This window comes from Streptomyces sp. NBC_01288, assembly GCF_035982055.1.
GTDB lineage: Bacteria > Actinomycetota > Actinomycetes > Streptomycetales > Streptomycetaceae > Streptomyces.
In genome coordinates this window covers 6,199,427-6,213,543 of record NZ_CP108427.1, presented here as the reverse complement: position 1 = coordinate 6,213,543, position 14,117 = coordinate 6,199,427, and the positions used below count along the sequence as shown (strand labels likewise).

At 69.4% G+C, this 14,117-nt stretch carries 11 protein-coding genes; 8 read left to right on the top strand and 3 right to left on the bottom strand.

What is annotated here, in order from left to right; translation table 11 throughout:
- Positions 1 to 155 precede the first annotated feature (155 nt).
- Complete coding sequence (locus tag OG194_RS28065) at positions 156 to 419, bottom strand: WhiB family transcriptional regulator (RefSeq protein ID WP_003975777.1); 264 nt, start codon at positions 417 to 419, stop codon at positions 156 to 158.
- Between the two features lie 609 nt (positions 420 to 1,028).
- Between OG194_RS28065 and OG194_RS28060 the strand changes: the two genes are divergently transcribed.
- From OG194_RS28060 to OG194_RS28045, 4 genes are all read left to right on the top strand, one after another.
- Positions 1,029 to 1,538, top strand: coding sequence for a cysteine dioxygenase (locus OG194_RS28060; protein ID WP_327403568.1), 510 nt, complete (start codon positions 1,029 to 1,031; stop codon positions 1,536 to 1,538).
- A gap of 90 nt (positions 1,539 to 1,628) precedes the next feature.
- On the top strand, positions 1,629 to 2,588 hold the full coding sequence (cofD, locus tag OG194_RS28055; RefSeq protein ID WP_327403567.1) for a 2-phospho-L-lactate transferase: 960 nt from the start codon (positions 1,629 to 1,631) through the stop codon (positions 2,586 to 2,588).
- A complete protein-coding gene (locus OG194_RS28050) occupies positions 2,585 to 3,901 on the top strand; it encodes a coenzyme F420-0:L-glutamate ligase (protein ID WP_327403566.1) in 1,317 nt (438 codons plus the stop codon). Before cofD ends, OG194_RS28050 begins: the two co-directional genes overlap by 4 nt.
- Positions 3,902 to 4,038: 137 nt before the next feature.
- Positions 4,039 to 5,046: a DNA-3-methyladenine glycosylase family protein gene (locus OG194_RS28045; protein ID WP_327403565.1), complete on the top strand. Its 1,008-nt coding sequence runs from the start codon at positions 4,039 to 4,041 to the stop codon at positions 5,044 to 5,046.
- Between the two features lie 560 nt (positions 5,047 to 5,606).
- Here OG194_RS28045 and OG194_RS28040 read toward each other — a convergent pair.
- A complete protein-coding gene (locus OG194_RS28040; RefSeq protein ID WP_327403563.1) occupies positions 5,607 to 6,689 on the bottom strand; it encodes an NDP-sugar synthase in 1,083 nt (360 codons plus the stop codon).
- A 147-nt stretch (positions 6,690 to 6,836) separates the two neighbouring features.
- Positions 6,837 to 8,168 carry a peptidoglycan recognition protein family protein gene (locus tag OG194_RS28035; RefSeq protein WP_327403562.1) on the bottom strand — a complete coding sequence of 444 codons (1,332 nt, stop codon included), beginning with the start codon at positions 8,166 to 8,168 and terminating at the stop codon, positions 6,837 to 6,839.
- Positions 8,169 to 8,306: 138 nt separating this feature from the next.
- Here OG194_RS28035 and OG194_RS28030 point away from each other — a divergent pair, with 138 nt between their 5' ends.
- The 4 genes from OG194_RS28030 to OG194_RS28015 all read left to right on the top strand — a co-directional run bounded on the left by OG194_RS28030 (position 8,307) and on the right by OG194_RS28015 (position 14,106).
- Positions 8,307 to 9,050 carry a TIGR03089 family protein gene (locus OG194_RS28030; protein WP_327403561.1) on the top strand — a complete coding sequence of 248 codons (744 nt, stop codon included), beginning with the start codon at positions 8,307 to 8,309 and terminating at the stop codon, positions 9,048 to 9,050.
- A gap of 231 nt (positions 9,051 to 9,281) precedes the next feature.
- Entirely contained in the window at positions 9,282 to 10,466 is a 1,185-nt protein-coding gene (locus OG194_RS28025) for an LCP family protein (protein WP_327403559.1), read from the top strand.
- 214 nt (positions 10,467 to 10,680) lie between these two features.
- Positions 10,681 to 12,408 (top strand): LCP family protein, encoded by a 1,728-nt coding sequence (locus tag OG194_RS28020; protein ID WP_327403558.1) that lies wholly within the window; start codon positions 10,681 to 10,683, stop codon positions 12,406 to 12,408.
- Between the two features lie 129 nt (positions 12,409 to 12,537).
- Complete coding sequence (locus tag OG194_RS28015) at positions 12,538 to 14,106, top strand: LCP family protein (RefSeq protein WP_327403557.1); 1,569 nt, start codon at positions 12,538 to 12,540, stop codon at positions 14,104 to 14,106.
- Positions 14,107 to 14,117 lie beyond the last annotated feature (11 nt).

The window sequence follows — 14,117 nt, the reverse complement described above, 5'->3', positions numbered from 1 at the left end:
GTCCCGAGGGGACCGCGGTACGTCTCGGACGAGCGCCCACACTATCGGCTGGGCATGACGACGGCCCGCCGCCTGTGGATAACCCAGCCGCGACGGGCCGTTCGGTACGTCCCGAGGTATGTCCCGAGGTATGTCCGGAGGTGTGCCGTCCGGCTTCAGACGGCGGCCTTCTTGAGCCGACGGCGTTCCCGCTCGGAGAGGCCGCCCCAGATGCCGAAGCGTTCGTCGTTGGCGAGGGCGTATTCGAGGCATTCGGAGCGGACCTCACAGGCCAGGCAGACCTTCTTGGCCTCGCGGGTGGAGCCGCCCTTCTCGGGGAAGAAGGACTCGGGGTCGGTCTGGGCGCACAGCGCGCGCTCCTGCCAGCCGAGTTCCTCGTCCGCGTCGTCGACCAGCAGTTGCTGCACCAGCTCGGTCATGTGCGCCCCTCGTCCGTCTTTCGCGTCCCCGTGATGTGGCCGTTACCGATGTCGGCTGAACGACACGAGTGAAATTACAAGTGTGCTGCTCCGGGCGAGTCAAGCCGAGATCTGCTATTGGGCCCCTTATTCACTCTGCGGAACCAAGGGCTAGCGGAAAGTGTTCAAATCGGCATAAACATTGACAAGCAGAAGAGACCCTCCCGAGCGCCTCCTACCCCGGGACGGAGCCTGTACGGGGGAGGACGCCCAGGAGTTCGATCTCGTTCCACTGGGGTTTGTGCGCCCGGTTGTGCGCCATGTGTCCCGGTAGACACCTGAACAAACCTTTCACCTCGGAGATGAACCGGATGAGGTGAAACATGTCCCACATGCCGGGCGTCGAGTTGACAGTGCGGGTGTGAACCGCTGTCCTTGTGGGCATGCTCGCGAACTCGGCACCCACCTCGACCCGCACCGCCGGGTCCCTCGGTGCTGCCCACGCTCGCTGTAGCTGTTGTTGCTGTTCCAGCTGTTGAGCCCACGCGCTCCAGCCCTGCTTGCTCTCTTCATTTGGTGACACCCAGCCCCCGCCGTTACTTACTTACGCCGAGGAACCACCGCACCCCCATGAACAGCGACAGCGACCTCCAGATCGCCGGCGACATCCTCGAAGTCCCGCACCTCCTCCAGCCGCCGCGCGAACACCCCTCCACCGTGGCCGAGTTCGTCGGCCTGGCGCGCTCCGTCGCGGCCGACCGCGCCCAGTGGGAGCACCTCGTCGAGTTCGACGCGACGACCCGCTGGTACCACCGGCTGCGCACCGGCCCCGGCTACGAGGTGTGGCTGCTGTCCTGGGTGCCCGGACAGGGCAGCGGGCTGCACGACCACGGCCGCTCCTCCGGTGTACTGACCGTCCTGGACGGCACGCTGACCGAGCGCACCGAACGGGGCACGCGCGCGTTGGGGGCGGGCGCGCAGCGGGTGTTCGCGCCGGGGTACGTCCACGAGGTCGTCAACGACACCCTCGAACCGGCCATAAGCCTGCACGTCTACTTCCCCGGCCTGACCGCGATGCCGATGCACACGGCGTGCGCGCGGCGCACCGGGTCCGAGCCGGTCGACGCCGTGACCGCCTGACCCGACGCGGTGACCGCCGGGCACGCGACTCGGTGCGCGATGGGACGACTGCCCGCCGCGTTGTCGGACCCGCCTGCAAGACTTGTCCCCATGCGCATTGTGGTTCTGGCAGGCGGTATCGGTGGTGCCCGGTTCCTGCGCGGTCTCAAGCAGGCCGTGCCGGACGCGGACATCACGGTGATCGGCAACACGGGGGACGACATCCACCTCTTCGGGCTGAAGGTCTGCCCGGACCTCGACACGGTGATGTACACGCTCGGCGGCGGTATCAACGAGGAGCAGGGCTGGGGTCGGGCCGACGAGACCTTCCACCTCAAGGAGGAACTCGGGGCGTACGGGGTCGGGCCCGAGTGGTTCGGGCTCGGCGACCGGGACTTCGCCACGCACATCGTGCGGACCCAGATGATCGGCGCCGGGTTCCCGCTGAGCGCGGTCACCGAGGCCCTGTGCGACCGGTGGCAGCCCGGGGTGCGGCTGATCCCCATGACGGACGACCGCGTCGAGACGCATGTCGCCGTCGAGGTGGACGGTGAGCGCAAGGTGATCCACTTCCAGGAGTACTGGGTACGGCTGCGCGCGTCGGTGGCCGCCGAGGCCGTCGTACCGGTCGGGGCCGAGCAGGCCAAACCCGCGCCCGGGGTCCTGGAGGCGATCGCGGAGGCGGACGTCATCCTCTTCCCGCCGTCCAACCCGGTCGTCTCCGTCGGCACCATCCTCGCCGTGCCCGGCATCCGGGAGGCGATCGCCGAGGCCGGGGTGCCCGTGGTCGGCCTCTCCCCCATCGTCGGGGACGCGCCCGTGCGCGGGATGGCCGACAAGGTGCTCGCGGCGGTGGGCGTGGAGTCCACGGCCACCGCGGTGGCCGAGCACTACGGCTCGGGGCTGCTCGACGGCTGGCTCGTCGACACCGTGGACGCGGCCGCCGTGGCGGATGTGGAGGCGGCCGGCATCCGCTGCCGGGCCGTACCGCTGATGATGACCGACACCGAGGCGACCGCGCGGATGGCGCGGGAGGCGCTGGCGTTGGCGGAGGAGGTGCGGGCGGTATGAGCGAGGTGGTACCGGTGGAGGGGTACCGGGTCTGGGCCGTGCCCGGGATGCCCGAGGTGGCGGCCGGAGACGATCTGGCCAAGCTGATCGCCGCGGCCGAGCCCGGGCTGGTCGACGGGGACGTGCTCCTCGTCACCTCGAAGATCGTGTCCAAGGCGGAGGGGCGGATCGTCGAGGCGGCCGACCGGGAGGCCGCGATCGACGCCGAGACCGTACGGGTCGTCGCGCGGCGCGGGGCCCTGCGGATCGTGGAGAACCGGCAGGGGCTGATCATGGCCGCGGCCGGGGTCGACGCCTCCAACACCCCTGCCGGCACTGTGCTGTTGCTGCCCGAGGACCCGGACGCGTCCGCGCGCGCGATCCGCGACGGACTGCGGGACGCGCTCGGCATCGGCGTCGGCGTCGTCGTCACCGACACCTTCGGGCGACCGTGGCGCACGGGGCTCACGGACGTCGCGATCGGCGCCGCCGGGGTGCGCGTGCTGGACGATCTGCGCGGGGGCAGGGATGCCTACGGCAATCCGCTGAGCGCGACGGTCGTGGCCACGGCGGACGAACTGGCCGCCGCCGGTGATCTCGTCAAGGGCAAGGCCGCGGGGCTGCCGGTCGCCGTGGTGCGGGGGCTGCCGCATGTCGTGACCTCTGAGGATGACGAGTTGGGCGCGCGGGCCATCGTGCGGGGCGGGCGTGACGACATGTTCCGGCTCGGGACGTCGGAGGCCGTACGGGAGGCGGTGACCCAGCGTCGTACGGTACGGGCCTTCACGGACGAGGCGGTCGACCCCGGTGCCGTACGACGGGCCGTGGCCGCGGCGGTGACCGCGCCGGCGCCGCATCACACGACGCCGTGGCGGTTCGTGCTGCTGGAGTCCGCCGAGTCGCGGACCTCGCTGCTGGACGCGATGCGGGACGCGTGGATCGCGGATCTGCGGCGGGACGGGAAGTCCGAGGAGTCCATCGCGAAGCGGGTGCGGCGGGGGGATGTGTTGCGCGGGGCGCCGTATCTCGTGGTGCCGTGTCTCGTCATGGACGGTTCGCACACGTATGGGGACGTGCGGCGGGACGGGGCGGAGCGGGAGATGTTCGTGGTGGCGGCGGGGGCGGGTGTGCAGAACTTCCTGGTGGCTCTTGCCGGGGAGCGGTTGGGGTCGGCGTGGGTTTCTTCGACGATGTTCTGCCGGGATGTCGTGCGGGGGGTGCTGGGGTTGCCGGAGGGGTGGGATCCGATGGGGGCGGTGGCTGTGGGGCATGCGGCGGTGTCGCCTGCGGCTCGGGCTGAGCGGGGGGCGGGGGCGTTTATTGAGGTGCGGTGAATCGCCGTTGGGGGGAGGACCGTATGCGAGTGCGGGTCGGTGGGGGCTGAGCGCGCAGTTCCCCGCGCCCCTGAAGGGCGCGCTACAGCCTAGGCTCGTGACACTGTCAGACCTCACACATCACCCTGGAACTCACCGTGGCCGGACGTTTCGTTCATCGGCCCACTCGTACGACTGTGCGGGGTGGGGATGTTGTCGTTCCTGGGGGTATCCCTCGGCAGGTCGCCGAAGTGGGACGGGTGCGGAGGTGGGTGCCGGACTGGCCGCTTGATCTGGGGCTGGTGCTCGGGCCGTTGCGGCGGGGGCCCGGGGATCCGACGTTTCGGGCGGACGCGGACGGGGCTGTGTGGCGGGCCAGTCTTACGCCCGTGGGGCCGGGGACGTTGCGGGTGTCCGCGCACGGGGGTGAGGTGCGGGGGGAGGCTTGGGGGCCGGGGGCGGAGTGGTTGTTGGAGCGGTTGCCGGAGATGCTTGGCGCCGGTGATGATCCTGAGGCGTTCGTGCCTCGGCATCGGCTTGTGGCGGTGGCTCAGCACCGGCGGCCGGGGTTGCGGTTGACGCGGACCGGGCTGGTGCTGGAGTCGTTGATTCCGTCGGTGTTGGAGCAGAAGGTGACGACCGACGAGGCGTATCGGGCCTGGCGGTTGCTGGTACGGAAGTTCGGGGTGCCGGCGCCCGGTCCTGGTCCTGTTGGCGGGCGGATGTGGGTGATGCCGGCGCCGCGGGCGTGGGCGTTGATCCCGTCGTGGGAGTGGCATCGGGCCGGGGTCGACGACAAGCGGGCCTCGACGATTCTGCGTGCCGTACGGGTCGCCGCGCGGCTTGAGCAGGCGGGGGCGATGTCCGCGGAGGATGCACGGGCCCGGTTGGAGGTGGTGCCGGGGGTGGGGGTGTGGACGTCCGCGGAGACCGTGCAGCGGAGTCATGGGGCGGCGGACGCGGTGACCGTGGGGGATCTGCATCTGCCGGGGATCGTGGGGTGGGCGTTGGCCGGGGACCGGGACGCGGACGACTCGGTGATGTTGTCGTTGCTGGAGCCGTATGCGGGGCAGCGGCATCGGGCGGTCCGGCTGATTCTGCTGAGCGGGCGGACTCCGGCGAGACGGGCGCCGAAGATGCCGCGGGGTGACATCGGGAAGCTGTGAGGTTGCCGGGGTTCCGCGGGGCGGCATCGGGAGGCTGCGAAGTCACCGGGGTCCCGCGTGATGACATCGAGAAGCTGCGAAGTCACCGGGTCTCGCTCGCCGTCCCTGGGGGCTTCGCCCCCAGACCCCCAGGCCTATGCCCACCCACCACCCGACTCGGTGGGCATAGAAGTGGGCCACCGACTGGCTCGGTGGGCCGAGAGGTGCACCGGCGATCGGCTCGGTGGGTCGAGACGCCGGCCGGCGACCAACTCAGTAGGCCGGGAGAAGTATTCGCGATCGGCTCGATAGGTCAAGAAGTCGACCGGCGATCGGCTCGGTAGGGCAAAGCGTCGACCACCGACCGACGCGTCTCGCCTGGGCACCGACTGCCAGCCAACTCGGTAGGTCCAGACGTCAACGACCGCCCAACCCGGCACACCCAGAAGCGGGCCCCGCCCCCTCACCACACCCAGATCCGGCCCACTGCCCGCCTCCCCAGGCCGAGCACCCCCTAAAGGCACCGGGGCGCAGCCCCCAAGGACAGCGCCCCTCCCCCCTCCGCTCGCCCCCTCCCCTGCCTACTGATCCGAAGAGAACCGAACCGCCCCCGCCGGAATCCGCGCATCGCACCACACCCGCATGCCGTCCCGGAGTTCGTTGTCGGCGCCGATGATCGCGCCGTCTCCGATGACCGTGCCGGTGAGGACGGAGCGTTCGCCGACTCGGGCTCGGGTGCCGATGAGGGAGTCGGTGATGACGGCGCCCGGTTCGATCACCGCGCCCGGGAGGATCGTCGAACCGAAGACTCTCGCGCCCTCCGCCACGAAGGCGCCCTCGCCGACCACCGTGCCGCCCGTCAGTTTGGCGTCGGCGGCCACCCGGGCCGTGGGGAGGACCAGGCGGTCTCCGCAGCGGCCCGGGATCGCGGGGGACGGGGCTCGGCCCAGGACCAGGTCCGCCGAGCCCCGGACGAAGGCCGCCGGGGTGCCGAGGTCGAGCCAGTACGTCGAGTCCACCAGGCCCTGGAGGTGGGCGCCGGCGGCCAGCAGGTCCGGGAAGGTCTCCCGTTCCACCGATACCGGGCGGCCCGCCGGGATCGTGTCGATGATCGAGCGGCGGAAGACGTACGCGCCCGCGTTGATCTGGTCGGTGACGATCTCCTCGGGGGTCTGGGGCTTCTCCAGGAAGGCCAGGACTCGGCCCGTCTCGTCCGTGGGGACCAGGCCGTACGCGCGCGGGTCCGTGACCTTGGTGAGGTGGAGGGAGACGTCCGCGCCGGTTGTCTCGTGGGTGTGGACCAGGGCCCTGATGTCCAGGCCCGTCAGGATGTCGCCGTTGAAGATCAGGACGGGGTCGTCGGGACCCGAGTGGAGGCGCGAGGCCACGTTGCGGATCGCGCCGCCCGTGCCGAGGGGCTCGTCCTCCGTGACGTACTCGATGTGGAGGCCGAGGGACGAACCGTCACCGAAGTGCGGCTCGAACACCTCCGCCAGATAGGAAGTGGCCAGGACGATGTGGTCCACGCCCGCCGCTCTCGCTCTCGCCAGCTGATGCGTGAGGAACGGCACCCCCGCCGCCCTGACCATCGGCTTCGGCGTGTGCACCGTGAGCGGGCGCAACCGGGTGCCCTTGCCGCCGACCAGGAGGATCGCTTCTGTCACCTGTCGTCTCTGCTTCCTGCCGGGACCGGCCGAAGTGTTTTTTCGGCCGGCCAGTGTATGCAGACCGTGCACGCGCGCAGCTGTGTGTCCGTGCAGCCGCGCGCGTGTTCCGCAGACCCTTCCCGGCCCCCTGTCGGTCCGCCCCTGTCAGCGGCCCTGGTACCGGGCCGACGTGGAACGGGCCGAGCCGAGCTTGCCGTAGAGCTGCCTTCCCGGGCACTCCGTGGCGAACCCGTCCCGATGGCCGGAGATCACATTGAGTCGTACGTTCTTTCCTTTTCGGTAGAGATTGCCACCACCGGACTTCAGGTATGTCTTGCCGCGCGGATTGACCCCGTAGAGCCCGAGCTTCCATGCGGTGAGCTTGGCGATGGCGGTCACTGCCGCCGAGGACGGTTTGGCGCTGCCGAAGGTTCCGAGGACCGCGATCCCCATGCTGTTGGTGTTGAACCCGAGGGTGTGGGCGCCCATGACCGCCTTCGCGACTCCCCCGGCGCGCCCCTCGTAGATGGTCCCGCACTTGTCGACGAGGAAGTTGTAGCCGATGTCGCGCCAGCCACTGCTCTTGACGTGGTAGCGGTAGATACCGCGAATGACGGAAGGCGCTTGCGAGCAGCGGTAGTTGTTGCCGGTCGCGGTGTGGTGCACGAAGGCCGCCTTGACCTTCTTCGTGTACACGAAGCCCTTCTCCCGCAGCTTCTCGTCGGCGCCCCAGCCGTGCCGGGTGACGATCCGCGGGCGCGGGCCGATGTACGGCTGCGCCTTGGCGCCCAGGGCGACCATGTCCCGTTCCGTGGCCTGTTTGCTCAGCGCCGGGATCTCGTTGGCGGCGAGGCGGGGGGTGGCGGTGCGGTTGGTGGTCGCGGGGCGGGCGCCTGCGGTCGGGGCTTGTGCCGCGCCTGGATCCACCAGTTCCAGGTGCAGGCCGGTGGGGAGCGACGACGGCTGTTCGTCGATGTTTCCTACGGTCCGTGTCGCCGCCGTGTTCGCTCTTACTCGTACGTCCACTCCGTCCGAGTCGCCCACCCACAGCGGGGCCGTGGAGCCGTGGACGTGGCCGGAGTCGCGTTCGGCGGTGCCGGGGTCGGCGCCGTGGTCCTCGTTGTGGGTGTCGATGTCCTGCCAGCCCGACCATGTGCCGGTGCCGGTGGTCCGGGTGCGGACCTGGACCTGGCCGCGCAGTTCGGTGTCGGGGTCGGACCAGGTGACGCCGACGAGGGAGAAGCGGTGGACGCCGGCGCGGGTCAGGCCCTGTTCGGGGGCCGCGCCCAGGGTGCGGTCGCGGGTACGGGGGGTGAGGGGCAGCGACTGGGTGCTGCCGGGGAGGTCCGGTGCGGCGGTCGTCGACGCGGTTCTCGCGCCGCTCGTCGACCGCGCCGCCGGTGCCGATGCCGGCGCCGCGGACGCGGGCAGGGTGAGCGGGAGGGCCAGTGCGGCCGCGCAGGTGACGCCGATCGAGGAAGCAAGGAATCCACGCATGCCCCTGATTCTGAACATAGCCATACATATCTGCCCATCCGGGAATTGACGGACCGTCGGCTGCCGTTCGTCCGAACCGGTGGTCCGGCGCCGGACGCGGGGGCGTGCGGCGGTGGGCGCCCGCGTACGCTTGCGCGGGTGAACGCCACCGATCGCACCCCTGCCGACCTGCTGCGTTCCGCGCTCGCCGCGGATCCTGGCCGCCCCCTGGTGACCTTCTACGACGACGCCACGGGGGAACGTGTCGAATTGTCCGTGGCCACCTTCGCCAATTGGGTGGCCAAGACCGCGAATCTGCTTCAGGGGGATCTCGGCGCCGGGCCCGGTGATCGGGTCTCGGTGTTGTTGCCGGCGCACTGGCAGACGGCGGTGTGGTTGCTGGCGTGTTCGTCTGTGGGGGTGGTCGCTGACGTGGGGGGCGATCCCTCCGGGGCCGATGTGGTGGTCAGTGGGCCGGAGTCGTTGGAAGCGGCGCGGGCGTGTGGTGGGGAGCGGGTTGCTCTTGCCTTGCGGCCGCTCGGGGGGCGGTTTCCGCAGACCCCGGCCGGGTTTGTCGACTATGCCGTTGAGGTGCCGGGGCAGGGGGATCGGTTTGTGGCGTTCTCGCCGGTCGATCCTGGGGAGCCGGCGTTGGTCGTGGGCGGGAGTGAGTTCACGGGGGCCGAGGTTGTTGAGCGGGCCCTTGCCGACGGGGGTGTGGATGCGGGGGGTCGGGTGTTGTCGGGGCTGTCGTACGGCACGTGGGACGGGTTGAGCGCGGGGTTGTATGCGCCGCTTGCCTCTGGGGGGTCTGTGGTGTTGTGCCGGAATGTGGATCAGCTGGGCGAGGAGTCTTTGGCTAAGCGGGTTGAGAGTGAGCGGGTGACTGTTTCGCGGCTCTGAAGGGGGCGGCGAGGGTTGTCTGGCGAGTTACGGCCGGTGGGGGCTGGTCGCGCCCACGCGGCGGAGCCGCAAATCGACACAGCCCCGCGCCCCTTAGAAGCAAAGAGCATCAGTCACCTGAATGGGTCAGCAACGCCCGCCTCCCCCACCCCATCCACGCCATGGTCGTAAGAGCAGAACCACACGCAGGACCACACACTCTTACGACGGCCATGAGGGGTGGAACCGCACGTGTTCGACGACACCGTAGGAGGCGTTCTCGGGCCGGGTGCGGGGGCTTCCGCTTCCGGGCCGGGGCTCGTACGTCGGCGGCGTCGGCGGTGGGTGCGGTGGGTCGGGGCCGGGGTGGGAGTGGTCGTCGTAGGGGCCGCCGGGATCGGATGGGGCGTCTACGCCAAGCTCGACTCGAACATCACGCCCGACAACGCCGCCGCCGCCGAGCTCGCCCGGTACGAGAAGGAGCGGCCGACCGCCCTCGTGAAGGGCGCGCAGAACATTCTGCTGATCGGGTCCGACTCGCGGTCGGGGGACGGCAACGCGGAGTACGGGCGGGACTCGGGGACCGAGCGGTCGGACACGACGATCCTGTTGCATCTGGCTGCGGACCGGCGCAGCGCGACCGCCGTGTCGTTGCCGCGGGACCTGATGGTGGACGTACCGGGGTGTCTGCGGCCGGACGGGACGCGGACCGAGCCGATGTTCGCGATGTTCAACTACGCGTTCCAGGTGGGGGGTTCGGGGTGCACGATCCGGACCGTGGAGAAGCTGACGAACGTGCGGATCGACCATCACATGGTGGTGGACTTCCATGGGTTCAAGGACATGGTCGATGCCGTGGACGGGGTGGACGTCTGCCTGAAGGCTCCCATCCGTGACAAGGCCGCCAAGTTGAGGCTGCCCGCGGGCAGGGTCACCCTCGACGGGGAGCAGGCGCTCGGGTATGTGCGGGCGCGGAAGTCGCTCGGGAACGGTAGTGACACCGATCGGATGGACCGTCAGCAGGGGTTCCTGGGGGCGCTCGTCAACAAGGTGCAGAGCGACGATGTGCTCTTCAATCCGGTGAAGTTGTATCCCGTGCTGGACGCGGCCACCTCTTCGCTCACCACCGATCCGGAATTGGCGAATCTGCGTGGTTTGTACGAACTGGTGCGCGGACTGCGGAACATCCCCACCGAACATGTGCAATTCCTCACCGTTCCGCGGGAGTCGTACATTTACAACGCGAATCGCGACCAGCTCGTGGAGCCCGAGGCCGAAAAGCTGTTCGCCCGGCTCCGGGTGGACGCGACCGTCGCCGTGACGCGGCAGGTTCCGCAGGATTCCGTCGCAAACTCCCGTAATGCGGCGCCCGGTTCAGGGGTCTCGCCCGCGCCCACGTTTCGCGGGAACACCGCCGCCGAGGACACCTGCGGGTAAAGCGATCGCCAAGCAGACGAACTTTTGTTCCGAAAAATAGGACGGATTGACCGGTTGTAGGGACGTGGAATTTGTCACCACAGTCACTTGACGCTCAACTGGACGGATAGTGTGAGCGATCCGGTGTGCTGTGTGCTTGCGCACCGGATGAACGAGACCCGAGCGCCTGGAGGGGGAAGGCGCCGCGTGGCCCCGACGGAGGATTCGGTAAACCGTGGACGCGCAAGGCCGTGGGCGGGCGGGCGACATCGACCCCGCAGACCAGTGGGTACTCAATCCGAACACTGGTGAATACGAACTGCGACTGACTCCTTCCACACCGCAGTCAGCGGTGCCGGGGCCCCGTAGAGCCACTGCGCAGAACCGCAGTGTGGCGGCGCCGGAGCGGGAGACGGTCCCGAAGGGTCCGGGGCGTGAGGTGCCGCCGCCGCGCAGACGGCGGGGCGCGCCCGAGGAGCCACCCGGGCGGCGCGGGCGCCGGCCGGTGAAGAAGAAGGCCAAGGGCAAGAAGGTCCTGATGTGGACCGGCGGCGGGCTGGCCTTCGTGCTGGTCGCCGTCTCCGCGGCCGGATACCTCTACATCAAGCACCTCAACGACAACATCACGACCGCCTCCGACGACGGCGCGAGCACCGGTGGCTTCAGCAAGGGCAAGGCCATCAACCTGCTGGTGATCGGCACCGACAAGCGCACCGGCTCGGGCAACGAGGGCTACGGCGACGCCGGCAGCGTCGGCCACGCGGACACCACGATCCTGCTGCACGTGTCCAAGGACCGCTCGAACGCGACCGCGCTCAGCATCCCCCGCGACCTGATCACCGACGTCCCGGACTGTCCTACGACCCAGTCGGACGGCACGTCCAAGGTCATCCCGGGCACGACCAGCGTCCGCTTCAACACCAGCCTCGGGCAGGACGGCCGTACGCCCAGCTGCACCGTGCGGACGGTCACCGAGCTGACCGGGATCCAGCCCGACGACTTCATGGTGGCCGACTTCAACGCCGTGAAGACGCTGACGGACGCGGTCGGCGGGGTCGAGGTCTGTCTGGCCAAGAACATCGACGACTCCGACTCGCATCTGAAGCTGTCCAAGGGCACGCACAACCTCTCGGGCGAGCAGGCGCTGGCCTTCGTGCGGACCCGGCACTCGGTCGGCTTCGGCGGTGACCTCAGCCGGATCACGCTGCAACAGCAGTTCCTCAGCGCGCTGATGCGGAAGCTGAAGTCCAACTCCACGCTCACCAGCCCCTCGAAGATGCTGAAGCTGGCGGAGGCCGGCACCAAGGCGCTGACCGTCGACGACAACCTCGACACCATCGGCAAGCTGAAGGACCTCGGTCTGGAGCTGGGCAAGCTCAACCCGAAGAACCTGACCTTCACCACCGTGCCGGTCGTCGACAACCCGGCGGAGAAGACCCCGGTGACGGTCGTCCTCAACAACACGACCGCCCCGCAGGTCTTCTCCCTGATCAAGAGCGACACCTCCTTCACCGCCGTCAAGCAGCAGGCGGCGAAGGAGAAGGCCGCCGTGGCCGCCCGGCTCAAGGGCACCAAGTCCGCCGCCTCCGCGGTGCGGGTGCGGATCCTCAACGGAGGGGCCGTCGCCGGCAGCGCACAGGAAACTCTTACGTGGCTGCAGAATGATGAGGGCGTGCTCAAGTCCGAGAACGCGGGCAACGCTCCGGCGGCGCTCGCGAAGACGACCCTTGAGTACGCACCCGACCAGGCGGACCAGGCTCGACGGCTCGCCGACATCATGGGTCTCTCGGGGTCCGCGATGAAGCCGGGCAAGAGTGTGCAGAACTCCCAGGGACTGCCGGCGATGACGCTGACCCTGGGCAAGGACTTCAAGGGAGCCGGCGTCCCGCTCACCTCGACAGCGGGGTCGACGCCGGAGGGGGTCCAGAAGTCCACGGCGGACAAGGTTGAGTGCGCCAAGTAAGTGACCACACGGGTCCGTTCCGCGTCTAACAGGGCGCGGGGCGGACCCGTGCGTCAGGGCGCGTCGTGGAGGGGTGGGGACTTGACTCGGAGCAGCGTGCGTGGGGAGGTGCCGGCGGTTGAGGACACGATGTCGCTCACGCCGGCGGACGGGAAGAGACCGGCGGCCAGGAAGGGATCGTCGGACGGGGACGGGGGCAGACCCAAGGGCCGTAGCCGACGGGCCTTGCGCTGGTCGGCGAGTGTCCTCGTGCTGGTCATACTCGGGACGGCCGGCGCCGGATTCCTGTACTACCAGCACCTCAACCACAACATAAAGAAAGACCCCCTGAACATCGGGGACGAGAAGGACCGGGCGGCCGAGTCCAAGGCCAACGCGGCCGGGCAGAAGCCGCTGAACATCCTGCTGATCGGTTCGGACGCGCGGGACTCCGCGGAGAACCAGAAGCTGGGCGGCGCGAAGGACACGTTCGACACCCCGGCCCGCGCCGACGTCCAGATGCTGCTCCACGTCTCGGCGGACCGCAGCAACATGTCGGTCGTGAGCATGCCGCGCGACACGTTGACGGACATTCCCAAGTGCACGGACCCGGACACCGGCAAGAAGTACGCGGCCGAGACGGACGTCATCACGAACGACTCGCTGGGCCGCGGCGGCCCCGGGTGCACGGTGGCGACCTGGGAGAAGCTGACCGACATCCACATCGACCACTTCATGATGGTCGACTTCGCGGGTGTCGTGTCGATGGCGGACGCGATCGGCGGGGTGCCGGTCTGTGTGGACGCCAACATCTACTCGCACACCTCCTCCGGCAAGGGCTCCGGCCTGAAGCTGAAGAAGGGGACCACGGCCGTGAAGGGCACGCAGGCCCTGCAATGGCTGCGCACGCGTTACGGCTTCGAGGACGACACCGACATCGCCCGGACCAAGGCGCAGCACCAGTACATGAACTCGATGGTCCGGCAGTTGCGGGAGAACGCGACGCTGAGCAATCCGACGAAGCTGCGCAGCCTCGCCGAGACGGCCACGAAGGCGCTCACGGTCGACAACGGCCTCGGGACCGTGGCCAAGCTGTACGACCTGAGCAAGGAGCTGAAGAAGGTTCCGACGGGCCGGATCACCATGACGACGATGCCGTGGGAGTACTCGGGCAGCAGCGGCCGGGTGGTGCCCAAGCCGGCCGACGCGGCGAAGCTGTTCCGGCTGGTCCGTGAGGACATCGCGCTGGACGGCAAGGACAAGAAGAAGACGACTACGGCGGTGAAGGCGTCCACCGATCCGGCCGCCGACGACGACAAGATCGCCGTACAGGTGGAGAACGGCACCCGCACCGACACGACGGGCGCGGTCCGCGGCCGGGCCACCTCGATCGCCCAACTCCTCGTCGGCAAGGGCTTCAAGGAGGCGGTCGCCGACTCCTCGACGACCCCCAGCCAGGCCACGACGCTCGTCCGCTACCCGAGCGCCGACCTGGAGGGCGACGCCCAACGGGTCGCCAAGGCCCTCGGCATCCCGACGAGCGCGGTGAAGAAGTCCACGAGCGTCTCCGGCGTCACCCTGGTCGTCGGCGCGGACTGGACCACCGGCACCAAGTACAAGGCCCCGGCCGAGGACGACACGACCCCGACCTCGGCGGACGCCCTCAACGGCTCGGACACCACGGCGTGCATGCACGTCGACCCGAACTACGTCTGGTAGCAGTTCGGGTC

Excerpts from the sequence above, each read along its gene's own strand:
- OG194_RS28065 (WP_003975777.1), bottom strand. The coding sequence starts at position 419 with ATGACCGAGCTGGTGCAGCAACTGCTGGTCGACGACGCGGACGAGGAA.
- OG194_RS28060 (WP_327403568.1), top strand. The coding sequence starts at position 1,029 with ATGAACAGCGACAGCGACCTCCAGATCGCCGGCGACATCCTCGAAGTC.
- cofD (WP_327403567.1), top strand. The coding sequence starts at position 1,629 with ATGCGCATTGTGGTTCTGGCAGGCGGTATCGGTGGTGCCCGGTTCCTG.
- OG194_RS28050 (WP_327403566.1), top strand. The coding sequence starts at position 2,585 with ATGAGCGAGGTGGTACCGGTGGAGGGGTACCGGGTCTGGGCCGTGCCC.
- OG194_RS28035 (WP_327403562.1), bottom strand. The coding sequence starts at position 8,168 with ATGCGTGGATTCCTTGCTTCCTCGATCGGCGTCACCTGCGCGGCCGCA.
- OG194_RS28015 (WP_327403557.1), top strand. The coding sequence starts at position 12,538 with ATGTCGCTCACGCCGGCGGACGGGAAGAGACCGGCGGCCAGGAAGGGA.